This window comes from Pseudomonas sp. GW822-FHT01E03 (assembly GCF_058802985.1).
This window is the reverse complement of record NZ_JBXAOQ010000014.1, coordinates 61,708-86,808: the sequence shown is the minus strand read 5'-3', so window position 1 is coordinate 86,808 and position 25,101 is coordinate 61,708. Positions and strand designations below refer to the sequence as shown.

Below are 25,101 nucleotides of genomic sequence, written 5' to 3'. Positions count from 1 at the left end.
CGTCCTGGCATTCAGCGACCCAGCGTTCGAATTCTGCATTAGTCGATACCAAGCCAGTACTGCTTTCGCTGGCGGCGCTATCGCCGATGGGGCGTGGGGGGCGAAAAGACGTGTTACAGGTGTTGCAGGTGTTGCGAATGTTTTTAACTAATTGAATGTATTGGATTTTATTGGTGTTACACACCGTTCATCTTTCACGTGCGTTGGGTGTTACAAGCCTAATAGGTGTTGCAGCAGCGTTTAAAAATTTGGGTAAACCGTAGGCCGCATTCGGCCAAATGCGGTCATCCGATTCGTTATGTCCACGGCTCATTTGTGCTTATTGCATTCCAATCGGCTCCCAATCCGGTACGGAGTTTGGCCTCGTTAGCCTGGAAAACCTGCGCTATTAGCTACCTATCCCCCAGCTCTGGGACTGACCAAGTCTCGTCCATCCCGTGGATCTGGTAGTAGCTATTGGCTGTGACTCCTAATCACCGCCCAGGGCATGCCAGTGGAGCGACGATTCAATGCAACGCCGGTACTGGGTATCAATCTGCCGCGGAGCAAGGCGAACGTATTGTTCGGCTTTCTTACGCTGTTCGCCGGTGAGCTTCTCCAAGTACTCCACGACCTGCTCGGCAGAGGGTGTGATTTCCGCACCGTTGAATTTGGGGGGCAGGCCGGTCCATACCACGTGGGCCACGTCGTGGGCGTTAGCCCATTCGGATAAGTCTGGAATCAGCCTTGGAGAAGGCTGGCCGGCAGACCATCTGCAAACGTGCTTTTCCACATTTTTCCCCGGAATGCTTTCGCGGCTGCGCAAAGCCTCAACGGCAGAGGCAAGATCCACTGAATCCATTACCGCCCACAGGGAGGGAACCAATCGTTCGGTTTCGACTAGCACAAGCGTAATTCGCCCATCTTGCGATTGCCTGGCGAATTCAGCCGGTATCAGTGGGCCATCCTCGAACCACTGCCCCTGAATCGGAAAACCTTTTGGCTCCCAAATTAGGGAACCCCAACCAAGAGAAGCGATGCGAGCCAATGTGCTTCCGTTGAGCCAGGTTGTTAGTTGGTAGTGAGGTCTAGCGTAAACCAGTGCTCTAGACCGCCATTGGAGAGGCGGCAGACATTGGCGACCATCGTAATCACATAAGCTGACACCCGTCTGCTTTAATAGATCCTGAATTCGTAGATGTCCAATGACCATAGCCGATTTCTGCCTTTCGCCACCGTCAGCTTTGGGGTGTGGATTCAACCCTTCACGACAGACAGAAATCGGCCAAGAGCAGACGGTTGAACAAGGACGGTTTCCGGCCAGACGCGGGCATTGCCCTATGGCCGTGTCCACATTAACCAGATTTGATGAAAGAGATGTGGCATTTAGGGAACATTCGATGAACGACAATGCTGGACGGCTTGATGGCACTCCGCTAGTCTGCCATCAACACCTCAGCGAATCATTCAGGATCGATAATGGAATATCTTACACATATATTTACGTTTCTAGCTGGGCTAGGCGCTGGTTGGACGGCGAAAATTGTTGTTAGTAAAATTCAAATGAATAACTCCCAATCAAGAAAGACGGTACAGAAAAACAATACTGTTCATGGTGATATGTCGGGTGGCGACATGAATAAAAACAATCGGCAGTAAGTAGCGTGTCTGATCAATCAAATAATGTCGTACATGGCGATATGGCTGCGAGAGATATCAATAAATTTAATATTGATATGCGCCAAGGCACCACTCTGAATGAGTTGACCTTACTCTATGCACGCCTTCGCGCGGCAGAAGTTGATGAGAAAGATGGAAGTGGCTTCTGCGAGAAACTTAATCATTATCTAGCCACTCCTACTGAAGGTGACGTCCGAGGGCTTGAAGCAAAGCTCCGAGAGAGCGGGCGAACTGATCAGCTTTATTTTGCTATGAGTCAAAAAGAGCAAGCAGCCAAGATGGTGATGCGGCAGCAGTCTTCTAGAGTCGCGCAGAGAATTTACACAATTTTATTGGACGAACTCCACACAAACTACATGCTTGTGGTTACCCCGGTTATAGAATCAGGTGGGGACCGGGTAATAGTTGATGCGGCAATCAATAGTATCCTTCATAACATATGTTCGATGCTCGGTGAGAATTTCTTGGAGATTTCAGTCAAGGACTTATTGGGATTGCTGTATTTTCTTGGGGGTAATTGTCATATAAGGTGGGACAAATATGCTGATATACCATCCGGCCTATGATGCATATCATTGCGTATTTCGAATGCTGTCAATCCTGTCCGTTATTCCGAGCCTGGAGTACGATAAGGCTAGGCTGCTCGACTTCTATTTGACTTTTCCTTCCGCGGTGCAAGGAATCACGCTTCCGAAAACGTTAACTCATGGAAAACGTTTAGCGAAGAAGTTTGAGAATATTTATCACGACCCGTTTGACCCGTCATTTATTTTTAAAGATATGCGTGCCATTCAGATTTCAGCCGTTGGATGTTTGGTTGCTTCAGGAATAGTAAGTCGCGCCAGCTATGCTGACGGAGTTATAGTGCGAACGGACGTAAAACTACCTATTTCGTTAGAGACAAGAATTTCAGATTTTTTAGCAAGTCGTCCCGAAATAGGAGATTTTATCCTACATGATCTGGCGATGCTTCCATTGCGAGGTGTCAATGGTTTAAAGCACAGAACAGGCTTGTTGGAGTATAAATATGACATATCTTAAGCCGACGCTCAGTGTGCGTAGATTGTTAGTATTGCAAGGAGGGCATCGCGCTTTCGATTGTGAGTTTCATGATGGCGTCAATATTATCAGAGGCCGTAATAGCTCTGGCAAGACCACCATAATGGATCTTCTTGCTTATTCATTAGGGGCTGAGAATATTCGGTGGAAGCCAGAGGCGCTGTTGTGTTCAGCGACGATGGTAGAGGTCCATTTAAATGGGGTGCCTGCTACGCTGCTGAGAGACATCGAACCTGAAAGTCAGCGACCGTTAAACATTTTTTGGGGGAGTATTGAATCTACAATTACTGCAGGCGTAAATAACTGGGAGCGTTATCCGTTTCGGCGCTCTGAGCAAAAAATAAGTTTTTCCCAAGCTCTCTTTTCTGCTTTGGAAATTCCGCAAGCACAGGGAGCCGCAGCGTCAAACTTAACAATGCACCAACTACTACGTGTTTTGTACGCCGATCAGCCTTCAGTACACAGTCCGATATTTAGAATCGACAACTTCGATAGCGCTTTAACAAGGGATATGGTTGGTGGGTATCTCTGCGGCGTGTCCGATGACAATTTGTATGCCGCTCAATTAGAGGTGCGAGAGGTTGGGAAGGCGCTTGATAAGATAGTTAGCGAGCTTCGCGGTATATTTAATGTATTAGGTCGGTCTGGCCAAACACCTGATATTGAGGCATCCAGAAGCAGAATCCCAGCATTAGAAGCCGAACGGCAAGAATTGACTGAATACATAATCGGCTTAAAAGCTGAGCGCTCACTATCAAAGAAAGAGGCCAATGCTGCCTCCGCAAAAGTCGATGGGATACGCACTCGGCTAAATACCGCAAAAAAATATGAATCCGTACTGAAGGATGGTTTGCTTAAACTAAATTTGGAAATTGCTGATTCCAAATTATTTTTAAAGGAACTTGAGGCAAGGCTGTCTGGCTTAGATGATTCAAAGGAGACTCGAAATTATTTTGGGGCTTTGTCGTTTTTGTTCTGCCCCAGCTGTTTGACAGAGTTAAAGGCCCACACTTCCGAGTCGCATGATTGCCACTTATGTAAGCATGAGCTGACCGAAGGTGCTAGCGACTCCAATATATTGAGAATGCGGAACGAACTAACTATCCAGATTAAAGAGTCATCCTTATTGCTCCATATAAAAGAAGAAGAGGCTGCAAAGCTTTCTCGAGATATTCCTTTGGCTGTAGAGGCTGCCAAGCGACTAGAAGTAGAATATGCTTCTATGTCCTCTCACTGGTCGAGTAACGTTGAGACTCTCCTTGAGGATTCGGCCCGACGGTTAGGCTCCTTAGATGAAGAAATAAAGCAAGCCTATGAGGATCAAAAGCTTTACGCTGTAATTTCAGAGTTGCAAAAAAATAGGAGTGAGTTGACTACGAAAGTAGAAAGCCTCAATGACATTATCGGTGGCTTGGAAAGAAAGCAAGAAAAACGAAAAAGAGAAGTATCAGCTAGACTTTCTGAAAATATGGTTGCACTGCTTAAGAAAGATCTTCATTTGCAGCCTGAGTTTATAAATGCTCGCACGGTTGATTTTAGCTTTGTTGATAACACCGTTCTTGTTAATGGCTCACGAAATTTTTCGGAAAGCTCCGCAGTCGTACTACGCCATGTGTTTCACTTGGCTTTGCTCAAAACAAGTACAGAATTGCCTTATATGCGAGTTCCGCGCTTTATAATGTTAGATGGAATTGACGATGGAGGAATGGAAAAAGAGCGAAGTCATAACCTTCAAGCATTAATAGTATCCGAATGTGAAAAAATTAGTGTTCCATTTCAAGTGATCTACGCCACCTCTGAGATTAATCCGGAACTCCAGGATGGCGAACTAGTTGTTGGACGTTATTTTAACCCGGAGTCCAGATCGCTTAATGTACTAACCCAGATCATTGAGTGATGTTTCTATTGAAGTTAGCTCAATTATTCGGCGTGTTCACGAATGGCAGCTTATGGCTGTGGATTCAACCGGTACGACTCAATTGGGCGAATAGTGCGGGATAGACCTAAAAAAACCCAAGCGGCCAGAGGCTGGCGGCTTGGGTTTCATCCCACCCCATACCCTTTAGGTTGATGGCGTTTCGGCTAATCAGTTTCCCTTTCGCCTAGCCTGCAAAGGCCGCAATCAACCATCCTAAAACGGCCTGAATCGCGCCGTGAAAGCGAAAGGCTTTTCACGGGGCTAACCTCGAGGGTGTACAGGCCAACGCGGATATACCGCAGTGAGGGCATTAAGGCGCCCTCGTTCCGATTGGGGTTCGATCAACCTACCAGACAGCCGGGTACTCAACAACACCGCCCACTGGAAAGCCATGATTCATCAGTGCCTGCCGAAGCAAAAATGGCAGAGTAAGCCCAATGTGCGGGTGCTTCTCGGTTAGGCTATGGGCGTAGCCATCTAACCAGTCAATAAGCTCAGCGCTACTTAGCTGATCCAATACTTCGGATGACCACACCGCATCCTCTGCACTGCTTACAGAGAACTTGATAGGTGAATCTAGTTGAAGTCGGTGCTGAACCACACTTCTGAAACTATCGGCACCCTGATGGTGAACGATCAATTTGATCACAGGTGTTTTTTGGGTTGCCTTTCCGCCGGGTGCATTAAGCTCAAAAACCACCTCGGAAAATACCACCTTCCCTTCAACTCGGAAGAATGTCTTGGCCTGCGTGGTTGAGTTGAGTGCCCAATACACACGGAATGTATTTCTTCTTAACTTATGCCCGTAGATCCCAAGTAACGGCATTAACTGCGCCTCAGTCGCGCACTTGGCCCCCTTGCTCCAGGCACTGACAATGGATTGCTGAACTCGACACTTTTCTGCAATTTCTATCTGTGTCCAGCCATCATTGAGTGCGAGACGAATCAGCTGCCGCGTAAGCTTAAAAGGCTTTTTCTTAGCATTTTTCCCTTTACTTCTCTCGGCCTGATCTTCCATGCCTCCCCCCTCAAAAAATAAGGGGAGCAAAGCTCCCCCTAACACGTTATGACTTTTTCACCTGATTCAGCGGGTTCTCAGGGTTCTTTTGCCAGCCAGTATGACCATGGTTTTTGTCCCAGGTCTTGTTGGTGCCATTGGTACCAGGGTTACGATTGTGGGCGTCTGCCTTGTCATTGTTCCGCTTGGTCATGTTGGTGCTCCTTACCTCTGTGAGTAGAGAGCTCAGCCTACCAATTGGAAAAAACGCCACCACTGATCGTTTACTGATAAAACGTGATAATCAGTGATATTTCACTATCGCGGGGTTTTGCACAACCAGAAACCAACTCTTGATGCAGGACAGGGGTGGGGCAGCGCGTACTCCAAGTGAGTGTTTTATTCAACGGATAAGTGTCCGCTACTGGCCGATTTCTGGCAGTCGCCAACATCAGCTATGGTCGTTTGAAGCCTGTCGATGACCTCTAAAAGCTCGTAGCTTGTAACCTGCTTGCAACGCTAGGGCGGAGAACTGATTATACGACCTTCAGATTGTGTGCTGAGGGGCGACGTGACATGGAAGCCGTTGTAGGAATCATTGACGCTCTTGCCTGGCCGGCCTGTGTAATTTGGTTGACGTATCTCTTCAGAAGCGAAATTCGAGCGGTAGCAGCACGAGTATCCCATCTAAAATTCAAAGAATTTGAAGCAAAATTTTCCCAGGAACTGAATGCGGTTGAGCACTCCCTGAAAAAATTGGAACAGGCAAAACCAAATTTTTCCCCTCCTAGCACTCCGAACTCAAACCCTCAACTAGAGCAGTTGGAGCGGATTGCAGAGGTCTCACCTAGGGCCGCCATCATCGAAGCATGGCGTTTAATTGAGGACGCTGCTGGCCGTTCTGGATTCGTTCAGGGAGCCTCTATCCCTCGCATCAATGCTGCTCTATTTGTGAATTGGTTTGTCCGAGAAGGAAAGCTTCCAGTGGACAGCGAAGCTGCTTTTGATGCACTAAGAGATCTAAGAAACCAGGCCGCGCATGCGCCTGAATTCTCTATTTCCTCAGCTGAAGCTCAGCGCTATCTTCATCTTGCAGCCCGAGCATCTCAATTGATCGTCGAAGCCTAACTACTCATGTCCTTAAGCATTCGAGCAATGAAAGACCCCACTTGGTCGGAAGCTGCTTACCTACTTTGAATGCAACGGAAGCTTTCGCGAGCTTCCGCTTATCCTCATCACCGTTGTTTCAGCTTATGCTCGATTAGCCCCATTTCTGCCTTGATCGCGGTGATGGTGAGCTTCTGCGTTGCTGTGCTTTTTCCGATCTTGGTATCCACGATCTTGAGTAGTGCGGTTAGGTAGGCTTTTCTCGCTTTAAGCGTTTCGGATAGGGATGAGCTGTTTTGTGTTGCGGCGTTCATGGCTTCGATCCTTGGAGTGATGTTTAAACAGCCCGCGAAAGCAGGCTGTTTCAGGGTAAATCGACAGTTACATCGAGAGCAGGTCTTGCATGCGATGCTGGCTCCCACGGTCTGCTAGGTCCCGCCATTTCCAACTGCCAAAGTTCTCACCCTGCTCCGGGATATGGAGGTTCAACAGCGATTCTGGATCTCGGTTGATCATGCGGGTAGCGGCATAGAGCTTGCCACCCACGTTAAGCAGCGCTTGAGCGGCTTCATTCCATTTTTCTTCAAGCGCATCGTGTGCGAGGTGTAGCGCTATGTTCTCTATTTTTTTGTATTCATCTTGAGCTTCAGTGATGTGCTGGTCGACGGTGATTAGCTCCTGCTCTAGTGCTGTAATAATCAGTTGTTGGCGACGATGTTGCTCAGCGGCGGTAGCGAGATTTTTCGCAGCTTTTTGCGCGTCGCTGCTGGCTGTTTTCTCTCCTTCTACATCTCCCCAAGCAACCGCCTGCGCATAGGCTGTGGCCGCCTGGGTCTCGGCTTGACGAGCACTTGTCATGTCTTCTTGCGCTTGCTTCCGGATTTCCTCCAAACGACCGCTGAGGCTTTCGCGTTTTGCATTGAACTCCAGCTCGTCTGCTGTCCAGTTCGCCATGTCGGCGATGTAGCCCGCCATGAGGGTTTCCCGATTGGCGAAGTTTTCACGACGACGGATTTTCGGATTCAGTCGGTAGATTTCCAGATCCAGCGAATCAATCTTTCTTTTTCGCTCGTTGTACTGATCGCGTACTTCGCGTTCCCGTCCCTGCTCGATCGTTTCGGGGCTCTCCAGTGCCGCTTCATAGGGAAGCAGTGCGGCTTGGAGACTTTCCATTTCACTGATCAGTTGGTCGCGGCGGTCTTTCATTGCTTGAATTTCGTTCATCTGTGTTGTCTCAGTGTGATTCGAAAGTGGGGTTGTTGAGCGGCTGGCGAGGCCGAATCGGGCCGGCTCTACCTCTGTCAGCAGGGCGGCCACTAGGCGGCCTGTGCCTCGCTCTCATCCGCTGCCGGTACGGTCTTCACCACATAGCAACGCTGGGTGCCCATGCCCGGTAAGCGGACGGAGCAGGAGGCTTTGCCGTTGGGACCTGGCTCAAGAACGCCACGGCGAATCAGTTCCTTGTTGACGGCATTGATGTTCATGCCTTTGAACACCTCGGAGCGCCATGACTCGGGCAACACGTAGTAGGTGTTGGTGGTGTGCAATGCGTCGCCCAAGCCGTGCTCCAGTGTCTTGCGAAAGCCCAGGCGGTCGATGGTGCGCGGGCCGTGTTCATCGATTTTCGCGGCCGCCGACTCCCAGCGAGTGAAGCGGCTTTCACCGAAGCGCTCGATGACTTGGCGCAGCCTTGCCAGGATCGCGTCACCTTCAAGATTTCCAGCACCGCCACGCTCGTTCATCCAGGCACTGAGGCACACCCGAGCGGCGGTGGTGGCGGTGCCATCGGGCCAGCCTGTGATGCCCATCGCGGTGGCCAACTCGCCGGCGGCGGCAGCCAGACCAAAACGGGCTGCAGCACGATGCGCCTGACCGCTGGCCGAGGCCGGTAATGCTTTGGCGATGAACCCCTCCAAGGTGTGGCGCAGGATCGCCGACCAACCATGCCGCTTGCCGGGCTCACAGAGGGCCGCCAGGAAGGCGGTCAATGGTGTGCCGTAGTACTTGGCCACCCGCGCCTTGAGTGCATCGGAGAGGGCCGCCGCATCATCAAAGCCGTTCAGTACATCGAACATCCCGAGGCCTTTGCTGACGTCCGCAGGCACGGCGAGCATCCGCACTTCCATACCGGCTTTGAGCTCCTTGTTCGCTTCGGCCATGTGCTGCGCCAACGTCTTCTCACCGGTCGAGAGAAACAGCAAGCGCCACTCCTGCACCTGTCGGCCTGCTTGTCCTCGATCATTGGCGCGAGCTTTGCCGGTGCCGTTGCCGAGCATGTACACCGTTTCGCCAATGATGCGCGGGTCGCACATGCCGATTTCATCCAGCACCAGAAGTCCGTCCGAATGCGCGGCGGCGATGGATTCCAAGGCGTTATCCGTCGAGCGCCAGGAGCGCACCAGACGCGGCCCGCCGTAAATCGAAGCGGCCACTTGCAGGTGGGTGGTCTTGCCGCCCGAGCTGTCGCCGTAGAGGTGAAAGCCGCCTGACTCATGGCCGAGCAGGTGCAATAGCGGGCCGGCAAACGCTACGCTGGCCACAAACGCCAAGCGGTGATTACCGATGCACAAGGCACCGATCTGTTCCTGCCACTGCTCCAGGGTGCCGGCTTCGCTGATGGGGGGAAGCTGCGTGCCAGCCTCGTAGAAATGCAGGTGTTCTGCGTGCGAACCCACCTGCTGTTCGGGCAGCAAGAAGGCGCTGCCGTGCCAGCCCAAACGGGTGACCAGTCGTGCGCGCTGGGCGCTGTCAAAGCCGCCGAGATAACTCTGCAGGTCGTTGCGGGCATTGCGACCGGAGCGACTGCCGGCCAGACGCAGGCCCATGTCCACCAGTGGGCCGAGCACGTCCTTGCCGAAATCACCGGTCATGGTCCGCGCCGGAATGTTCCAGCGCTTTTTCGCCCCGTCGGGATCATCGAACTCGACCAGCAGACCCCAGTTATGCCCCTGCGCATCTCGGGTGCGCGCAAGGATCTCCAGCGGCGAACACACCGGGCGTGCCTCGCCATCATCACCGGAATAAAACACGCCTTCTGGGGTCAGGCGGAACCCCCCGGGCAGCAGATCGTTTTTGGGTTTCGCGGCGCGCTTGGTCGTCGGTTTAGCCGTGGCTTCGGCTGGTTCGGTCGGTGCTTTCTCCGGCTGAGCACCGAACAGTTCGCCACTGCGTTCCAGCTCGGCGAAATGCATCGCCGTCCAGCCTTTGGCTTGGGCATCGGCTGCGTCGTCACCGCCGTCCCATTGCCCACCTTTGGCAAAAGTGGGTTGGCCATTCTTGAGCGTGGGCTTGCGTTTGAAGACGTCCAGGGCGATCACGCGCACCGACGCGGCGCCGACTTGTTGCAGTTGTTCGGCGACGGCGTCCATGCAGCTTTTGCCACTGGCGTCGTTGTCTGGCCACAACACCACGGACCGACCTTTGAGCGGTGTCAGGTCGGCCTTGTGCCAGGAGTTTGAGCCATTCGGCCAGCACGTGGCCACGTAGTGGAGCAGCAGCTCAGCAGCCGCGTCGGCGGCCTTTTCGCCTTCGCACAGAACCACTGGAGAGTCTGCTCGTTGCGCCAGCTCATCCCGGCGCAGCAGGGGACGCGGCTCAGGCAGGCCTTGCCAGCGCCATTGCTGCGTTTGACTGTCGGCACGCTGGCACCAAGTCAATGGTGCAAACACCTTGCGCGGTTTGCCGTCTTCATCCGGGCCCAAGTCGAAGCGATAGAGCACCATGACCGGTTGGCCTTGAGTGTCGCGATACATCCAGACTTTGGACGGTGCGCCGTGTTGTCGATGTTTGGCCGGGCACCTGTTCATGGCCTCAGCCGGGATCGGCTGAATGGCGAGCCATTCCGGTGTTTTGCTTTTGCTGGGTTCCGGCTTCGCTTGCACGGCCCCAGCGGAAACGTGCAGCAGATCCGCCAGCTTGTTGCAGGCTTCGACGTCGGTACCACCGTCGAGATAGCGAACCAGATCGATCAGGTCGCCGCCTTTGTCGCCGGTGGCAAAATCCGCCCAGGTGCCTTTGCTCAAGTTGACCTTGAGAGAGCCGGCACGCTTGTCGGCGCGGGTTGGATTGGGAGCGGTGTATTCCTTGCCGCTATCGACGCCTTTACCGTTTGGTAGCCAATGGGAAAGTACCCGGTCGATCTCATTCAGAGAGGCCGCTTTCACGTCGGCGAAGCTGGGACGTTTCACCTTATTGGTCATGGCCAGCCTCCATTCGCAGGAGGGCGGAGGCCACATCATCAATCACCGCTTTACCCATTTCACTCAGGTAGTGAGCGGCCATCGCACACTGTTCAGTGTTGTCGCCGTGGGTGGCCAGGAGTGTCATGCGATTCGCGCAGCTGAGCAGGTCGGAGGCGTACTCAAGCGCGTCGGACACCGGGACACCGGCACTGAGCCGAAACAGCGACTGATGGGGTTGTCCGCACTGAGCGAACGTGGTCATGCCCCGGGTGGTGACGGTGGCCTGAAGGCTCATTGGACACCCCCTGCTTTAGCTCGAGGAGTCGACGTCGCATCACCATGCAGGGTCAGCGTTTTGATCAGGCCCAGGGTGCCGCGCACGTCCCAAATGACGGCCGCCAATATGTGATTGGCCAAGCGCGGTCTGTCGCTTTCGCTTTCGAAGTGATCTTCAAGCAACGTCAGTACCGAGTCGGCGCGGGCAATGGCGCAGGTGATGGCGTCAATCGGAATGCCGGCTTCGGCATCGTTGCTGATGCCGAGCAGATCTTCGGGCAGGGAGAAGCTCAGGGCTTGGTTCATTGGACACCGCCTGCGGCTTCGAGCGCGCGGGCTTTGGCCATATGGGCGTTGTATCGAGTAAGGCGTGTGGCGAGGCTGGAATTGGCGTGTAAAGCGGCGAGAGCCATTGCACGGTGTGCAGCGGCGCGAATTTTGGACGGATTTAAGGCGGGCATGGGCGTGGCTCCTACTTTCTGACTGGAGCCGCCACCGTCCTTCCTACGGGATTGGGTGGCAGCTGTGTGCGGGGTAGGAATACCGGGATAGTAGGCACCCGGCCAGGCCGAAGCCTGCCCACACACAGCCGCCATAACACTAGACTGCGGACGAAAAAAAACGCCGGCAGTTGTGATCTGGGCGCTGATGCGCCTACTAATTCTCGGGTTCCTACGCCCGGTCGCTGAATTTGCAACGACGTGGAAAGAGTAACGTCCCATTTTTGAAAGCGCAACCGCGCAGGAAGCTTGTGCATTTTTTCGATGCGGCATAAATTGTTCGGGCATGTAGATTTACCTCAGCGCCCCCGGATCGCTCCCGAGGGCGTTTTCATTTCAGGCATGAACTTCCCAGTACAGGGAAAGCAGGGGCAGGAAGTCACCGTCGATCATTGAGCGAGCATCTTCGTAAGCGGCCACTTGCTGGCCTTCATCGACAATCACAGCGCTGAAATTTTCGGTATGCATCGCTAGAACGCACCAGGTTCCATCAGGCCAATTCAGCACTGCAACGACCCGGTTAAAACGTTCATGTTTGGTCCGGTAGCGCTCGAGGCGTTGCATGTAGTTTGCCGATAGACCGATCTCACGAAGGACTGAAAACGGCTTCAGCACCGCCCTGTGTACGATGAGTCGTCTCATGCTGCGGCCTCGTCGCGAGCAGCGATACGCGCACGGGTCCAACTCAAAACTTCAGACAAAACCCAGGCAACTGGAGCACCACGGGCATTGCTGTCGGTGAGTTTTACAGACTGTGGGAACCCGCTTTCGGGCTGACTCATGAGTTTGTAAACGGTAGCGCGACCGATGCCTGTGATTGCCATCACCAGGTGGATGCGGATGAGTGTGGCGGCGGGATCGAAGCGTCCTAACTCTGCATCGCCAACTCTCATTGGCGAGGTCGTAGGCGACACAATTTCTCGAATCGAATTGGCTTGGGTTACTGAAGGTGCGAGTGCCGTAACGGTGCATTTCTGCTTGGTTTCAACCATTACGCATGCCCTCGCGCAATGTTGGTGGAAGCTGAGCACACACGACTTTCGAGCCAGGTAGCGACATCTTGAGGGCGGTAACGCACTCGAGATCCGGTCTTTAGGTAAGGGAGGGAGTTGGTGCGTGAGCTTCGCCAAGCGGCAAGCGTTCGGCTGGATAAGCCAAGTGCAGTGGCAACTTGATCGGTGGTCAGCAGTTCAGATGTGAGGGTGGTATCAGATGTAACTGAAGCGTTGAGGAGCGTCATAGCGCGTTTCCTGTAGTAGTTCTTACAGGCCCAAGCTATATAAACGCTTTTGCATTTATTGGAAGTTCGATTTTCTTGCGAGTTGCCTTTCTATGGTGCTTCTTTTAGGGAGAAGTCGCGCACGTTCGCAGCAAAGTTTCGATTTTCACTCTAGGTGTCCTACCATGTCCTACTGTTTTTTCATACAGTTAAAAAATGGAAGTACAGAGAAGGTGGTCGCATGAAATCCGACGAACGGTACGCCCCTGTACCGCGATCAAAAGCAGCGACGCGAAATTTCTGTATTCCACGTAACGGAGCAGCCTGCAGGAAGGTGAGGATGATTTAGGGTGTAACACCTCTTCGTCGCGTAACACCGATGGGATGGATATTCTTTGCAGTGTGTTACGCGATAATTACCCAATGAATTCAATGGTTTGATCGATCTTGCAACACCTGTAACACCCGTAACACCCAATTTGCTTGGGTGCTGGGATTGCACTCTTATAGCGCCTTTCCGAATTGACCCTGAACAATGTTGCCTTGCTCCAATTCATCAAGGTGGTCGGCATACCACTGCATCATGGCAATGCGCGGCTTGATGTAAATCGCCTTGTTATAAACGCCGGCAACTCCATCCTTGACGTGCGATAGCTGCGCTTCGATGTGGTTTTCCTCGAAGCCGTGCTCATTCAGGATTGTGCTGGCGATGTGTCGGAAGCCGTGCCCGGTTTGTCGTCCCTCATAACCCAGGCGTCGAAGCGCCATCAGGAATACGGTGTTAGAGCGTGGCTTTGTAGTGTCGCTGCGGCCAGGGAACAAAAGCTGATAGTGACCGGTGAGATTTTGAAGGTCGCGTAACAGTGTTATCGCTTGGTGGGGTAATGGCACGAGATGTTCGCGGCGTCGCTTCATGCGCTCTGAGGGTATGGTCCATAGTGCTTTCTTTAAATCGAACTCTGACCATCGTGCTTCGCGCAATTCAGAGGGGCGGCACGCAAGCATCGAAAGAAGATGAAGACCTATACGGATGTCAGTTGCGCTCGGATACGCTCGTATTGCCCTGAGAAGCGGTGGCAATTCCTCTTGGGATACATGGGCGTAATTTTCTACAGGTTTGGTCTGCAAAAACTTGTGCAGACCTTCCAGTGGATTGTGCGTTGCTCTTCCAGTGACCCGTGCAAGATCGTAGATCTCTCGACACATGCCTCGAACACGGCTGGTCTGTTCGATGATTCCTTTTCGCTCCATCGAGCGCAGAAACTCCATCCATTCCATGGGAAGAATTTCTTGATAGATACGGTTACCGAAGACGGGGAAAACGTGTAGCTCCAGCGCGCCGATGGTCCTTACCGCTGTGCCATCGGTCCAGCTTTTACGTTTGGAGGCGTACCACTCACGAGCTAGTCGTTCGAAGGTATTGCTGGCAGCTTCCAGTTCTGCCGCTTTTCTGGCTCGCTTGGTTGCTAATGGATTGCTTCCTTGAGCGGAGTCAGCTCGAAGCTCTGCGGCTTTTTGACGTGCAAGGGATCCACCCACTTCCGGGTAGCTTCCAAGACCTAGCCATGACCATTTCCCATCAGGCTTTTTGTACCGAAGCTGCCAAGACTTGTTTCCGTCTGGACGGACCCGCAGGTAAAGGCTGTTGCCGTCATGCTCGCGATACTCTTTGGTATCTGGCTCTAGTGTCGCCAGGACGGTATCGGCCAAGGGGCGACGCTTGATTTCACTACGCTTCATTTCCTTGTACCCCTCAGTTTCAATTTTCCTCCGTGGTACAAGGGAGGATACATGGAGCCTCGAGATAGGGGTAGACAGAGGCGGATAGCCAGAAACAAGAAAGCCCGCACGGGGCGGGCTTCTTGGGGTGTTTCGTAGACTGTCTGAGACAGGTCTAGACTACTATTTGGTGGAGCCGGGGGGATTTGAACCCCCGTCCGCCAGTACTCCGCTGTCGGTACTACATGCGTAGCCGTGTCTATTAAGTTAACCCTCAGCGACCCGACGGGCAGGGTGCTTTGGGCGAGTTGTGTAAGTTTTAGCCGCTTCGTCCACAACGTACTGCACGGCGATTCTGTTCTATATGACAATCACTTTGGGTTTACAGACATCCCCTGGTGATTGCTGGACCCGAAGGTACCAGAAGCTCAGGGCTAAGGCTGCTTACGCAGCGAGAGCGAATTCCTGGCCGTAGTTATCGTCATTGGCAACTATAAGTAGTTGCAACAGTGGATTTACGAGTTCTGTTACCAACTCGGCATGCACCTAAAGTTTCGCAACCGGCGTCGAATCCTAAACGGCCCCGAGCCTGATGCTCTGTGAATCAAGTGAGCAGCAGGCATATACAGTGTACGTCATCACGCCCCGGAAGGCCAACCCGAAGGTTGGGCACCACAGATTATGGGGCTGGTTCGTTGCTCTGTCTGTCAGCGAGCGCCAATGCCTGGGTGGCCTCGGTGACGCATTTTTTGTCGTCTCCGGAGGCTTGTGAGGCTTCGGCGCTGGACATCAGTCTTTTGATCTCCATCGTAGTGTTTGCGGAGTTCGCCGGCAGCGCATTCACTTTGCCTTTGAGCTCTTGCAGCTTGCTCGTACAGAGGTTGTTGTCCGCAGCAAATACAGGAGAGGCCAGCATGGCAGCAGCAATGAACAGGCCAGCGAGTGTGGTGCGTTTCATGGGTATCTCCTTGAGCTGATGGTCTCGGTGCTGTCGTATGAGTAGACGGCCAAGCCGAACCCGAAAAGTCCGCCACGATCTGATGGGGCCTACCTCAAAGACTACGATTCAACGCAAGAATTCGTTTTTCTCAGAAAATGTGTCGAGCTTTTGCAGCGATGCGGGCGGTTACACGTATCCAGCCCCCAGATGCAACAAAACCCGCAACTGGCGGGTTTTGGTTTGCTTCGTATCGGGCACGGCCGGGCTTTGAGCTCCCGGCTGCCAGTACTCCGTTGTTGATGTACGCCAACGCGGCCCGGGAGGCCAACCCGAAGGTTGGCCTTGAGCCGAGTTACTTGGCGCCTTTTTTCGAGTCGGTGACGGCCTTGATAATGTCGTTGGTCTCGGCGATGCAATCATCAATGCCTTCCTTGGTGCCTTTTGCCTGGTTGGCTTTGGCTTGCTCGACGGAGGCTTTTACCTGGTCAGTCATTTCCGGAGGAATCTGTGCCTTGCCGTTTTCGATGGTTTTCAGGTTGACCGCGCAAAGGTCTTCAGCGGCAAATGAAGTGGAAGCCAGCATGGAAGCAGTAACGAACAGACCTAACAGCACAGAACGTTTCATGTGTTTCTCCTTGAACTGATGGCCAGGCATTGCTGGCCATCAGGACGGGCTGCCGAGTATTGGGAAAGTCCCGCATTGGCGGGACTTGATCGGTGGACTGCGGCGACACGTCAGGGTTCTGTTTTTCTGTGTTGATGCCCACAAGAAACGACTAGACAGGCGCCTGAATGCGCCTTTCTTGAGGCCTCGTCATCAGGTCACCCTGGCCTGGGTAACGCGGTCCACCAGATAGACTAGTCCGTGGTAGTCGATTCCGCCGTGTTGTGTCAGGCCAATCTCGCAGGTACGGCTGGTGGAAATCCCCTCGCTGCACTGCTGCACCGCATCCTTGAGCGTGCGCAGCGAATGGGCGTTCAGCTCTGGCGTGGTGAAGCCCTTGTCGCCGGCGAAGCCGCAGCAGTGAATACCTTCGGGAATGACCACGTTTTTGCTGCACTTGCGCGCCAGGTCGATCAACGCCTGGCTTTCCCCGAGGTGTTGGGTGCTGCAGGTTACGTGCACGGCAATCGGCGCCTCCTGAGGCGTGAAGTCCAGGCGATCCATCAGGTGTGTGCGGATGAAGCGCACCGGGTCGTACAGGTCCAAACGGACTTCCCCGAGGTCTTGAACCAGGCGCAAGGTGCAGGGGCTGGTGTCGCAGTAGATCGGGTCGAGCCCGCCACGGCTGGCGTGGAGCAGGGCGCCGATCAGTTCCTGTCGTTTGTGCTCGGCTTGCTCGGCGTAGCCTTTGGAGGCGAATGGCTGACCGCAGCACAGGTTGTCGAGGTTGTCCGGGAACACCACCTGGTAGCCGGCCTTTTCCAGCAGGCCTCGGGTCTTGTCGTGCAGCGACATTTGCTCCGTATCGCCCGCTGCCGGGCCCATGGCGCGGGATACGCAGGCCGCCAGATAGACCACGCGCGGGCGCGCGTCCGTCACCGTCGGGCTGAAGCGAATCGGCCGCTCAGGCTGGGGCATGGCGTTGGTCCATTGCGGGACCTGACCCTTGGACAAGCGCGTCAACGTCGCCGACAACTTCGCCAATCTCGGTGCCCCCAGCAACATCCGCGCACCATTGGCCACGTGCAGGGTGAAGCGTGCACCTTGCAGTGCCGTGGCGAAATGTCCTTCAAGCCAGTTAGCGGTTTTCGTATGCGTCGCCTTCCGGCTGCGCAGCTTTTTCACCAGCTCGCCGGTATTGATGCCTACAGGGCAACGTTGTGCGCACAGGCCGGTGGCGGCGCAGGTATCGATGCCTTGATAGTCGTAGGCGGCTTCGAGTTCGGACGTATCGATGCCCGCGCGTTTCTTCGCCTGAATGTCGCGCCAGATCACGATGCGCTGACGCGGGCTCAGGGTCAGGCCTTTTGACGGGCAGACCGGTTCGCAGAAGCCGCATTCGATGCACTTGTCCACAATCTCGTCAGCAGCGGGCAAGGGCTTGAGGTGCTTGAGGTGGATCTGTGGATCTTCGCTGAGCACCACGTCCGGGTTGAGAATGCCATTGGGGTCGAGCAATCGTTTGAGCTGCCACATCAACTGGTAGGCATCGCTGCCCCATTCCAGTTCAACGAACGGCGCCATGTTGCGTCCGGTGCCGTGTTCAGCTTTCAGCGAACCGCCGAACTCCACCGCCACCAGTTGCGCCACGTCGTCCATGAACGCCTGATAGCGTGCGACTTCTTCCGGGCTGTTGAAGCCTTGGGTGAAGACGAAGTGCAGATTGCCTTCCAGGGCGTGTCCGAAAAGGATCGCTTCGTCGTAGTGATGTTTGTCGAACAGTTCGATCAGGCGGTTGACGCCGATGGCCAGTTGTTCGACCGGGAAGGTGACGTCTTCGATGATCACCGTGGTGCCGGTCTTGCGCACGGCGCCGACGGCGGGGAAGGTGTCCTTGCGGATGGCCCAGAGACGGGCGTTTTCCTGCGGGTCTTCGGTGAAGTCGACCTGCTTTTCCACCGGGAATGCCTTCAGCGATGCCATGATCTGCGCCAGTTGCTCGTGCAGCAAGGTGGACGACGCGGCGCGGGATTCTATCAGCAAGGCGCAGGCATTGTTCGACAGATGCTGTACGAAAACGGGCATGCCGGGTTTGTTCTGTACCGAGCGCAGGCTGCGCCGGTCCAGCAGTTCCACGGCCGACACCGGTTGGCTTTTCAACACGGTGACCGCATTGCAGCAGGTCTCGACATCCGGGAACACAATCAGGGCCGAGGCTTTATTCGGATGGTCGATCACCGTGTCGTAGGTCACGGCACTGATGAACCCGAGCGTGCCCTCGGAGCCGACCAGCAAGTGGCTCAAGATATCCACAGGCTCGTCGAAATCCACCAGGGCATTGAGCGACAGGCCGGTGGTATTTTTCAGGCGGTATTTGTGGCGAATTTTCGCAGCCAGCTCGGTATTTGCGCGGGTCTCGCGGCCCAGGATCGCCAAGCGTTCCAGCAGCGCGGCGTGGCTTTGGCGAAACGCCGTGACGCTGGCGGCATCCTCGGTGTCGAGACGACTGCCATCGGCCAGCACCAGACGAATGCCGGCCAGGGTGTGATAGGTGTTTTGCGCGGTGCCGCAGCACATGCCGCTGGCATTGTTGGCGACGATCCCGCCGATCTTGCAGGCGTTGATCGAGGCCGGGTCCGGACCGATCTTGCGTCCGAACGGTGCCAGCCAGGCGTTGGCCTGGGCGCCGATCACCCCCGGTTGCAGGCGGATTTGCGTGCCTTGGCCGCGGATCTCGCGACCGTTCCAGTTATCCCCCAGCATGATCAGTACCGAGTCGCTGATCGCCTGGCCGGACAGGCTGGTGCCGGCGGCGCGGAAAGTCACCGGCACCTGATCCCGTTGCGCTAGTTGCAGCAGTGCCACCACTTCGTCTTCGGACTCGACGCGGATCACCAGTTGCGGAATCAAACGATAGAAACTGGCATCGGTGCCGAAGGCCAGGGTCGACAGAGGGTCGTCGAAACGTCGCTCTTGGGGAATCAGTTGCTGTGCGTCACGCAGGAAAGCGGCCGGTAGACTCATTGGTCCTCCAGGATCAGCACCACCAGGTCTTTCGGACCGTGGGCGCCGTACGCCAGCACTTGCTCGATGTCGGCGGTCTTCGACGGGCCGGACACCAGCAGTGCGTTGGTCGGCATGCCCTGGGCCCATTCGAATTCCTGTTGCACCTGATAGAAGTTGTCGCGGATTTCACTGGCCTTGAGCAGGGCGAAATGCACCGGTGGCGCCAGGCTCATCAGGCGCGGTTCTTCCCGGGTCGGCCAGAGAACAAGGCTGCCCGTGGCAGCGATGGCGCCGAGGGTTCCAGTGATGCTCGCCGGGGTGTCGTTGAATAGCTCGGCTTTCCATTCTTCAACCGGGCGGTCGTAGGCTTTCAGCATTGGCAGGCCGGGATTATTCGCCCAGTGCTGCGTGATCCGTTGACCGTGGGGCGTTGTCGGTGCGATCAGCAGGCTTGGCAACTGGCGGTCCTGCAGCAACTGCGCGAGTAGCGTCGGCCACTCTTGGCCGGACGTCAGATGAATTTCCGTGTGCACCGCTTCCATCAATTTGCGCAGTTGCGCAATGCGCTGCTCTGGCGCGTAGGTGTAAGGCTGGGTCACCAGATCGACATCGAAGTTGTCGGCCACTGGCGTGGTGCCTGTCAGGCTTTTACGCAGTTTGGTGAGGATATTTTGTTTGGCGCTCATCGGCGTTCTCCCTGTTTGGCCAAGTGCTCGCGGGCCATGTCATGCAATGAGCGGGCAGCGGGTTTCGGTGCGCTGTGGTTTTGCGTCCACGGGCCGACATTGCTCGGCGTAAGGGCGCGCAAACGGGTGGCAAAGAAACCGAACAGGCGATAGAGCGTCGGCGAACTGTTGAGCTTGGCCCAGGCGTTCCAGATGAACCGCTCCTTGCGCGAATACTTGCTGCCCTGGCCGCGCATCACTTGATGGGGGCTGTCCGGGGCCTTGACGTTTTCTTCCCGCAGGCGCCGCAGCAATGCAGGGATCGGGATTTTCACCGGACAGACTTCACCGCAGGCGCCGCACAGCGACGAGGCGCTCGGGTGATCCGGGACTTTCGCCAGGCCGACCATGTGCGGGGTGATGATTTTTCCGATAGGCCCGGGGTAAACCTCCCCATAGGCATGACCGCCGATTCGGGTGTACACCGGGCAATGATTCATACAGGCGCCGCAGCGAATGCAGTTCAGGGTCTGGCGCAATTCGCTGTCGGCAAAGGCCTGGCTGCGGCCGTTATCGAGCAGTACGAGGTGCACTTCCTGTGGGCCGTCGAGTTCATGTTCCTTGCGTGGACCGGAGATCATGTTGACGTAGGTGGTAATCGGAATGCCCAAGGCTGAACGGGTCAGCAGCGACAGCAACGGCACCACATCACGCAGGTTTTCCACGACTTTTTCGATACCGGTGACGGCGATGTGCACGGGTGGCACCGTGGTGGTCATGCGACCGTTGCCTTCGTTTTCCACCAGCAGCAGGGTGCCGGTTTCGGCCACGGCGAAGTTGACACCGGAGACGCCGATGTCCGCTTCGAAGAATTTCTGCCGCAGGACTCTGCGACCGATCTGAATGAGTTGGTCTACGTCCTTGGTGTATTCCACGCCAAGTTTGTCGTGGAACAAGGACGCGACCTGACCGGCGTTCTTGTGGATTGCCGGCATGATTATGTGTGAAGGCTTCTCGTGGTCGAGCTGGACGATGTACTCGCCCATGTCCGATTCCAGGCATTCAATGCCCTGTTCAGCGAGGACATGGTTCATCTCCATCTCTTCGCTGACCATCGATTTGCCCTTGATCACTTGCCGCCCCTCGTGAGCGCGGATGATCGAGAGGACGATGCCATTGGCCTCGTCCACCGTTTCCGCCCAGTGCACTGTCACACCGTTGCGGGTCAGGTTCTGTTCCAGTTGCTCGAGCAGGTCGGGCAACTTGGAGAGCGCGCGGGCACGGATTGCATTGCCCAGTGCGCGCAAGTGTTCTCTTTCATGGGCATCGCTGAAAGCGGCTGCCCGTTTGGTCATCAGTGAATCCATCGCCTTGCGAAAGTTGCTTCGCAATTGCGGGTCACCCAGTGCGTTGTGGGCGCGGGTGCGGAAATCTTCTTCTACGGCAACCGTAGGAATAATCGTCGAGGTGCTCATTTCACACCTCCGGTTCGCTGCCAGAGGAAGCTGGCCAGATGCTGACCGCGCAATGCTTCCTGCTGTTTTTCCAGCGAGCCGTTGATGTTCATCAAACAGCCGCAGTCGGCACTCAATACCTTGTGCGCGCCGGACTCCTTCAGCGCCCGGGTCTTGTCAGCCACCATCGCGCCGGAAATGTCTGGCATACGGACGCTGAATGTCCCACCAAAGCCACAGCATTCACTTTCGTGATCGTGGTTGACCCGCTCCACATTGCTCAACTGCGCCAACAACTCGCGGCCGTGCAGGTGGGTGTTCATTTCACGGCGTGCCGAGCACGAGGTGTGCAGCGCCACTTTCACGGGTTCGCCGCCGTCCTTGAGCTGCACCTTGCAGACAAACAACAGGAACTCGGCCAGCTCGTAGGTTCTGGCCGCCAGGGCCTGGACCTGTTTCAACGTGTCCGGCTCGTCCTTGAACAAGTCGGCGTAATGTTCGCGCAGCATGCCCGCGCAAGAACCTGATGGCACCACCACCGGATAGTCGCCGGCAAACAGCGCCAGTTGCGAGCGCGCCACGGTCCGTGCCTGCTCGGTGTAACCCGAGGTGTAGGCCGGTTGTCCGCAGCAGCTTTGCCCTTGCGGGTATTCGACACGAATGCCTTCGCGCTCCAGCAGGTGGATCGCATCCATCCCGGCTTCCGGGTAGAACAAATCGACCACGCAGGTCCCGAACAGGTAGACCCGTGAAGGTTTCTCGCTGGGGTACTGCCGAGGCTCGGGCAGTGGCGGGGCGACACGGGTCGCATTCGGCACGGCGTTGTAAAAAAGCTCGCTCATCAGGCGGTCTCCGGGTGGTCCCGGTTATTCGTCTGTTGAGGCTGCTGAATATAGAGCCGGTAGCTTTCAGCAGCCTTACAGACCGGGGTGTGAATAGCGGACGCCGGGGGCGTGGCCCGGCGTCGGTTTTTATCGTGTTGCTTGTAGCCCTTATTGCACCAGCATGCCGGTGAACCAGTAGGCCTGGGCCAACGTGATCAAGCCGACAATCGTTGCAAAGAATAGGCTGTGCTTGAGGGTGAAGCGGAACAGATCCGATTCTTTACCCACCAAGCCGGTCGCGGCGCAGGCCACGGCGATCGATTGTGGCGAGATCATTTTGCCGGTCACGCCACCACTGGTGTTCGCCGCCACCAGCAAGGTGTCGTTGACGCCGATCTGGTGCGCAGTGGTCGCTTGCAGCGAACTGAACAGCGCGTTGGACGAGGTATCGGAACCGGTGAGGAACACGCCCAGCCAGCCGAGGAACGGCGAGAAGAACGGGAACGCTGCACCGGTGCCCGCCAACACCAGGGCCATGGTCGAAGACATGCCCGAGTAGTTGGTGACGAAGGCAAACGCCAGCACCATGCCGATGGACAGGATCGGCCAGCGCAGTTCGTAGAAGGTCTCTTTAAAAGTGGTCAGACCAGTTTTGATATTGATCTTCAGCACCAGCATGGAGATCAGCGCCGAGAAGAAAATCGCCGTGCCGGTGGCGGAAATCGGGTCCAGTTTGAACACTGCCGGAAGGGCGGTTGGCGCGACTACGATCGGTGCGACCTTGATCACCATCTGGTCCAGGTGCGGGATGGCGAAGTTGAATACGAAGCTGTACATCGAACCGCCGGCGGCAAACATCGCCTTGAACGGCTTCAGGGTCCAAATGGTGACCAGTACGGTCAGGATCAGGAACGGCGACCATGCCTTGAAGATTTCCCCAAGGCTGTAGGGCGAAGCCACAGTGGTGCGCTTCTGGCCGAAACCACCGACGCTGGCGCTCACCACGGAGGCCGAGACAGCGCCGACGATGTGTTGGCCGGCGGCGCGTTTTGGTTGCCAGACTTTCAGGAACAGGGTCAGGGAAATCAGGCTGGCCAGGGCCGAGGTGATGTCCGGCAGTTCCGGGCCGATGAAGTTCGAGGTGAAGTACTGGGTGACGGCAAAGCTCAAGCCGGCCACCAGCGCTGCCGGCCACGTTTCCCGCACGCCGCGCAGGCCGTCCATCATGAACACCAGCCAGAACGGCACGAACAGCGACAGCAGCGGCAGTTGGCGACCGGTCATGGCGCCGATCTTGAACGCGTCGATACCGGTCACTTGCCCGGCAACGATGATCGGAATGCCCAGGGCGCCGAAGGCCACCGGCGCGGTGTTGGCGATCAGGCACAGGCCGGCCGCGTACAGCGGGTTGAAGCCAAGTCCTACCAGCAGCGCAGCGGTAATCGCCACGGGTGCGCCAAAACCGGCTGCACCTTCGAGGAAGGCGCCGAAGCAGAAACCGATCAGCAGAACCTGCAGGCGCTGGTCATCGGTGATCGACAGAACCGAACTGCGGATGACTTCAAACTGCCCGCTCTTGACCGTCAGTTTGTAGAGGAACACCGCTGCCACGATGATCCAGGCGATCGGCCACAGGCCATAAGCGAAGCCATACCCGGCGGCGGCGAACGCCATATCGACCGGCATCTGGAAGGCGAAGATCGCCACCAGGATCGACAAGGCCAGGGTGATGCTGCCGGCCACATGTCCTTTGAGGCGGAACACGGCCAAAGCCAGGAAGAAAAATACGATGGGGATGACGGCGGCGAGTGCGGACAAGCCGAGGCTGCCAAGCGGGGTATAGAGCTGTTGCCAGGTTTGCATATGGGGTGGCCCCTAATTGTTGTTGGTCAGGCACTGATCAGCGTTCTTGGATAATTGGTAAGACCAATTTACAATCGCTGTTGGCTAGGGTAAAAGCCTTGTAGGCGGTGTGTCAATTTGCCGCCCTAAAACTTTTGTCGAATGCAAAGTCCGCAGGTCGCCTGCCTGGTAAGACCAAATGCGTTGTGGCAGGTGCTGGCGCGGCGCCGATAGGCCAGAATAGAGCCCCGGCGAGCCGTCGGATCGTGGAGTAATCGAGTTATGGGGTTTGATCAGATTCGTCAGCGCCGTTTGTCTGACGATATTGTCGAGCAGCTTGAGGGCATGATCCTCGAGGGCACGCTGAAAGCGGGTGAGCGCTTGCCGGCCGAACGTGCGTTGGCCGAACAATTTGGCGTGTCACGCCCTTCGTTGCGCGAAGCCATTCAGAAGCTGACCGCCAAGGGCCTGCTGGTCAGTCGCCAGGGCGGCGGCAACTATGTGGTGGAGTCGCTGGGTAGCACCTTCAGTGATCCCTTGTTGCACTTGCTGGAAAGCAACCCCGAGGCACAGCGCGATCTGCTGGAGTTTCGGCATACACTGGAAGCGTCTTGCGCCTACTATGCGGCGTTGCGTGCCACTGATGTGGATCGCGAGCGACTGACCGCAGCATTCAACGAATTACAGGACTGCTATTCGCGTCACGAAGAGGTGAGTCGTGCCGAAGAGGGTGCGGCGGACGCAAGCTTTCACCTGGCGATCGCCGAGGCCAGCCACAATGCTGTGTTGCTACACACCATTCGCGGGCTGTTCGACCTGCTCAAGCGCAACGTGGTGACGAACATAGGTGGCATGTACAAGCAGCGCACTGAAACCCGCGACATGCTGATCACGCAGCATCGAGAGTTGTATCAGGCGATTATCGAAGGGCGGGCGGAGCAGGCGCGGGAAGTTTCCAGCCGACACATTCTGTATGTGCAGGAGGTACTGGAGGAGGTGCGTCAGGAAGTGCAGCGCGTGGCCCGGGCGGAACGGCGCAAGGGGATGTAGCCAGTCGGCTCCATATCATTTGTGAGGTTGCTTTCGCGGGCAAGCTCGCTCCCACAGGTACACCGATACCCTGTGGGAGCG

At 55.7% G+C, this 25,101-nt stretch carries 24 protein-coding genes and 1 other RNA gene; 5 read left to right on the top strand and 20 right to left on the bottom strand.

Annotation, left to right across the window (positions count from 1 at the left end; translation table 11 throughout):
• Window positions 1-469: 469 nt before the first annotated feature.
• The gene (locus tag AC1RP7_RS24385) at window positions 470-1,027 is read right to left on the bottom strand and encodes a hypothetical protein (protein ID WP_493182960.1); all 558 of its coding nucleotides are present in this window, start codon (window positions 1,025-1,027) and stop codon (window positions 470-472) included.
• 616 nt (window positions 1,028-1,643) lie between these two features.
• On the opposite strand from AC1RP7_RS24385, the gene AC1RP7_RS24380 reads away from it, so the two are divergent.
• From AC1RP7_RS24380 to AC1RP7_RS24370, 3 genes are read left to right on the top strand one after another with little or no spacing between them, the layout of a single operon-like run.
• On the top strand, window positions 1,644-2,225 hold the full coding sequence (locus tag AC1RP7_RS24380) for an ABC-three component system protein (protein WP_493182958.1): 582 nt from the start codon (window positions 1,644-1,646) through the stop codon (window positions 2,223-2,225).
• Window positions 2,200-2,700, top strand: a complete 501-nt coding sequence (locus AC1RP7_RS24375) for an ABC-three component system middle component 5 (RefSeq protein ID WP_493182956.1) — start codon at window positions 2,200-2,202, stop codon at window positions 2,698-2,700. The genes AC1RP7_RS24380 and AC1RP7_RS24375 overlap by 26 nt, the downstream gene beginning before the upstream one ends.
• Window positions 2,687-4,615 carry an ATP-binding protein gene (locus tag AC1RP7_RS24370; RefSeq protein ID WP_493182955.1) on the top strand — a complete coding sequence of 643 codons (1,929 nt, stop codon included), beginning with the start codon at window positions 2,687-2,689 and terminating at the stop codon, window positions 4,613-4,615. The genes AC1RP7_RS24375 and AC1RP7_RS24370 overlap by 14 nt, the downstream gene beginning before the upstream one ends.
• A gap of 367 nt (window positions 4,616-4,982) precedes the next feature.
• Here AC1RP7_RS24370 and AC1RP7_RS24365 read toward each other — a convergent pair whose 3' ends face one another.
• Both AC1RP7_RS24365 and AC1RP7_RS24360 read right to left on the bottom strand, forming a co-directional pair.
• Window positions 4,983-5,654, bottom strand: a complete 672-nt coding sequence (locus tag AC1RP7_RS24365; protein ID WP_493182953.1) for a hypothetical protein — start codon at window positions 5,652-5,654, stop codon at window positions 4,983-4,985.
• A 46-nt stretch (window positions 5,655-5,700) separates the two neighbouring features.
• Window positions 5,701-5,847 (bottom strand): hypothetical protein, encoded by a 147-nt coding sequence (locus tag AC1RP7_RS24360; RefSeq protein ID WP_493182952.1) that lies wholly within the window; start codon window positions 5,845-5,847, stop codon window positions 5,701-5,703.
• Window positions 5,848-6,209: 362 nt separating this feature from the next.
• On the opposite strand from AC1RP7_RS24360, the gene AC1RP7_RS24355 reads away from it, so the two are divergent.
• Window positions 6,210-6,761 carry a hypothetical protein gene (locus AC1RP7_RS24355; RefSeq protein WP_493182951.1) on the top strand — a complete coding sequence of 184 codons (552 nt, stop codon included), beginning with the start codon at window positions 6,210-6,212 and terminating at the stop codon, window positions 6,759-6,761.
• A gap of 107 nt (window positions 6,762-6,868) precedes the next feature.
• On the opposite strand, the gene AC1RP7_RS24350 is transcribed toward AC1RP7_RS24355, so the two are convergent.
• The 17 genes from AC1RP7_RS24350 to AC1RP7_RS24270 form a co-directional block, all read right to left on the bottom strand.
• Window positions 6,869-7,054: a hypothetical protein gene (locus AC1RP7_RS24350; RefSeq protein ID WP_493182950.1), complete on the bottom strand. Its 186-nt coding sequence runs from the start codon at window positions 7,052-7,054 to the stop codon at window positions 6,869-6,871.
• 67 nt (window positions 7,055-7,121) lie between these two features.
• Window positions 7,122-7,964: a chromosome segregation protein SMC gene (locus AC1RP7_RS24345; protein ID WP_493182948.1), complete on the bottom strand. Its 843-nt coding sequence runs from the start codon at window positions 7,962-7,964 to the stop codon at window positions 7,122-7,124.
• A gap of 92 nt (window positions 7,965-8,056) precedes the next feature.
• Window positions 8,057-10,939 (bottom strand): DUF927 domain-containing protein, encoded by a 2,883-nt coding sequence (locus AC1RP7_RS24340; RefSeq protein WP_493182947.1) that lies wholly within the window; start codon window positions 10,937-10,939, stop codon window positions 8,057-8,059.
• Entirely contained in the window at window positions 10,929-11,216 is a 288-nt protein-coding gene (locus AC1RP7_RS24335) for a DUF3077 domain-containing protein (RefSeq protein WP_493182946.1), read from the bottom strand. Before AC1RP7_RS24335 ends, AC1RP7_RS24340 begins: the two co-directional genes overlap by 11 nt.
• A complete protein-coding gene (locus AC1RP7_RS24330; protein WP_493182944.1) occupies window positions 11,213-11,503 on the bottom strand; it encodes a hypothetical protein in 291 nt (96 codons plus the stop codon). The genes AC1RP7_RS24335 and AC1RP7_RS24330 overlap by 4 nt, the downstream gene beginning before the upstream one ends.
• Before the next feature lie 530 nt (window positions 11,504-12,033).
• Entirely contained in the window at window positions 12,034-12,339 is a 306-nt protein-coding gene (locus AC1RP7_RS24325) for a hypothetical protein (RefSeq protein WP_493182942.1), read from the bottom strand.
• On the bottom strand, window positions 12,336-12,590 hold the full coding sequence (locus AC1RP7_RS24320) for a helix-turn-helix transcriptional regulator (RefSeq protein ID WP_349733825.1): 255 nt from the start codon (window positions 12,588-12,590) through the stop codon (window positions 12,336-12,338). Before AC1RP7_RS24320 ends, AC1RP7_RS24325 begins: the two co-directional genes overlap by 4 nt.
• 98 nt (window positions 12,591-12,688) lie before the next feature.
• Window positions 12,689-12,937 (bottom strand): helix-turn-helix domain-containing protein, encoded by a 249-nt coding sequence (locus AC1RP7_RS24315; protein WP_493182941.1) that lies wholly within the window; start codon window positions 12,935-12,937, stop codon window positions 12,689-12,691.
• A gap of 483 nt (window positions 12,938-13,420) precedes the next feature.
• Window positions 13,421-14,656, bottom strand: coding sequence for a tyrosine-type recombinase/integrase (locus AC1RP7_RS24310; protein WP_493182939.1), 1,236 nt, complete (start codon window positions 14,654-14,656; stop codon window positions 13,421-13,423).
• 167 nt (window positions 14,657-14,823) lie between these two features.
• Window positions 14,824-15,220, bottom strand: a transfer-messenger RNA (tmRNA) gene (gene ssrA, locus AC1RP7_RS24305).
• Between the two features lie 94 nt (window positions 15,221-15,314).
• On the bottom strand, window positions 15,315-15,593 hold the full coding sequence (locus tag AC1RP7_RS24300; protein WP_340316742.1) for a PA2433 domain-containing protein: 279 nt from the start codon (window positions 15,591-15,593) through the stop codon (window positions 15,315-15,317).
• A gap of 334 nt (window positions 15,594-15,927) precedes the next feature.
• Window positions 15,928-16,200 (bottom strand): PA2433 domain-containing protein, encoded by a 273-nt coding sequence (locus AC1RP7_RS24295; protein WP_493182938.1) that lies wholly within the window; start codon window positions 16,198-16,200, stop codon window positions 15,928-15,930.
• 192 nt (window positions 16,201-16,392) lie between these two features.
• Window positions 16,393-19,203 carry an FAD-binding and (Fe-S)-binding domain-containing protein gene (locus AC1RP7_RS24290; protein ID WP_493182936.1) on the bottom strand — a complete coding sequence of 937 codons (2,811 nt, stop codon included), beginning with the start codon at window positions 19,201-19,203 and terminating at the stop codon, window positions 16,393-16,395.
• Complete coding sequence (locus AC1RP7_RS24285; RefSeq protein WP_493182934.1) at window positions 19,200-19,871, bottom strand: LutC/YkgG family protein; 672 nt, start codon at window positions 19,869-19,871, stop codon at window positions 19,200-19,202. The genes AC1RP7_RS24290 and AC1RP7_RS24285 overlap by 4 nt, the downstream gene beginning before the upstream one ends.
• Window positions 19,868-21,325, bottom strand: coding sequence for a LutB/LldF family L-lactate oxidation iron-sulfur protein (locus tag AC1RP7_RS24280; RefSeq protein WP_057716492.1), 1,458 nt, complete (start codon window positions 21,323-21,325; stop codon window positions 19,868-19,870). The genes AC1RP7_RS24285 and AC1RP7_RS24280 overlap by 4 nt, the downstream gene beginning before the upstream one ends.
• Window positions 21,322-22,146, bottom strand: a complete 825-nt coding sequence (locus AC1RP7_RS24275; protein ID WP_057716491.1) for a (Fe-S)-binding protein — start codon at window positions 22,144-22,146, stop codon at window positions 21,322-21,324. The genes AC1RP7_RS24280 and AC1RP7_RS24275 overlap by 4 nt, the downstream gene beginning before the upstream one ends.
• Before the next feature lie 150 nt (window positions 22,147-22,296).
• Window positions 22,297-23,991: a lactate permease LctP family transporter gene (locus AC1RP7_RS24270; RefSeq protein WP_090453021.1), complete on the bottom strand. Its 1,695-nt coding sequence runs from the start codon at window positions 23,989-23,991 to the stop codon at window positions 22,297-22,299.
• 261 nt (window positions 23,992-24,252) lie between these two features.
• Here AC1RP7_RS24270 and AC1RP7_RS24265 point away from each other — a divergent pair, with 261 nt between their 5' ends.
• The gene (locus AC1RP7_RS24265) at window positions 24,253-25,020 is read left to right on the top strand and encodes a GntR family transcriptional regulator (protein ID WP_057716489.1); all 768 of its coding nucleotides are present in this window, start codon (window positions 24,253-24,255) and stop codon (window positions 25,018-25,020) included.
• Window positions 25,021-25,101: the final 81 nt, after the last annotated feature.

Coding starts and splice junctions, on each gene's coding strand:
- AC1RP7_RS24300 (WP_340316742.1), bottom strand. CDS start 15,593: ATGAAACGCACCACACTCGCTGGCCTGTTCATTGCTGCTGCCATGCTG.
- AC1RP7_RS24265 (WP_057716489.1), top strand. CDS start 24,253: ATGGGGTTTGATCAGATTCGTCAGCGCCGTTTGTCTGACGATATTGTC.
- AC1RP7_RS24375 (WP_493182956.1), top strand. CDS start 2,200: ATGCTGATATACCATCCGGCCTATGATGCATATCATTGCGTATTTCGA.
- AC1RP7_RS24330 (WP_493182944.1), bottom strand. CDS start 11,503: ATGAACCAAGCCCTGAGCTTCTCCCTGCCCGAAGATCTGCTCGGCATC.
- AC1RP7_RS24270 (WP_090453021.1), bottom strand. CDS start 23,991: ATGCAAACCTGGCAACAGCTCTATACCCCGCTTGGCAGCCTCGGCTTG.
- AC1RP7_RS24280 (WP_057716492.1), bottom strand. CDS start 21,325: ATGAGCACCTCGACGATTATTCCTACGGTTGCCGTAGAAGAAGATTTC.
- AC1RP7_RS24345 (WP_493182948.1), bottom strand. CDS start 7,964: ATGAACGAAATTCAAGCAATGAAAGACCGCCGCGACCAACTGATCAGT.
- AC1RP7_RS24295 (WP_493182938.1), bottom strand. CDS start 16,200: ATGAAACGTTCTGTGCTGTTAGGTCTGTTCGTTACTGCTTCCATGCTG.
- AC1RP7_RS24350 (WP_493182950.1), bottom strand. CDS start 7,054: ATGAACGCCGCAACACAAAACAGCTCATCCCTATCCGAAACGCTTAAA.
- AC1RP7_RS24310 (WP_493182939.1), bottom strand. CDS start 14,656: ATGAAGCGTAGTGAAATCAAGCGTCGCCCCTTGGCCGATACCGTCCTG.
- AC1RP7_RS24365 (WP_493182953.1), bottom strand. CDS start 5,654: ATGGAAGATCAGGCCGAGAGAAGTAAAGGGAAAAATGCTAAGAAAAAG.
- AC1RP7_RS24285 (WP_493182934.1), bottom strand. CDS start 19,871: ATGAGCGCCAAACAAAATATCCTCACCAAACTGCGTAAAAGCCTGACA.
- AC1RP7_RS24370 (WP_493182955.1), top strand. CDS start 2,687: ATGACATATCTTAAGCCGACGCTCAGTGTGCGTAGATTGTTAGTATTG.
- AC1RP7_RS24360 (WP_493182952.1), bottom strand. CDS start 5,847: ATGACCAAGCGGAACAATGACAAGGCAGACGCCCACAATCGTAACCCT.
- AC1RP7_RS24320 (WP_349733825.1), bottom strand. CDS start 12,590: ATGAGAGTTGGCGATGCAGAGTTAGGACGCTTCGATCCCGCCGCCACA.
- AC1RP7_RS24290 (WP_493182936.1), bottom strand. CDS start 19,203: ATGAGTCTACCGGCCGCTTTCCTGCGTGACGCACAGCAACTGATTCCC.
- AC1RP7_RS24315 (WP_493182941.1), bottom strand. CDS start 12,937: ATGACGCTCCTCAACGCTTCAGTTACATCTGATACCACCCTCACATCT.
- AC1RP7_RS24340 (WP_493182947.1), bottom strand. CDS start 10,939: ATGACCAATAAGGTGAAACGTCCCAGCTTCGCCGACGTGAAAGCGGCC.
- AC1RP7_RS24335 (WP_493182946.1), bottom strand. CDS start 11,216: ATGAGCCTTCAGGCCACCGTCACCACCCGGGGCATGACCACGTTCGCT.
- AC1RP7_RS24325 (WP_493182942.1), bottom strand. CDS start 12,339: ATGAGACGACTCATCGTACACAGGGCGGTGCTGAAGCCGTTTTCAGTC.
- AC1RP7_RS24355 (WP_493182951.1), top strand. CDS start 6,210: ATGGAAGCCGTTGTAGGAATCATTGACGCTCTTGCCTGGCCGGCCTGT.
- AC1RP7_RS24275 (WP_057716491.1), bottom strand. CDS start 22,146: ATGAGCGAGCTTTTTTACAACGCCGTGCCGAATGCGACCCGTGTCGCC.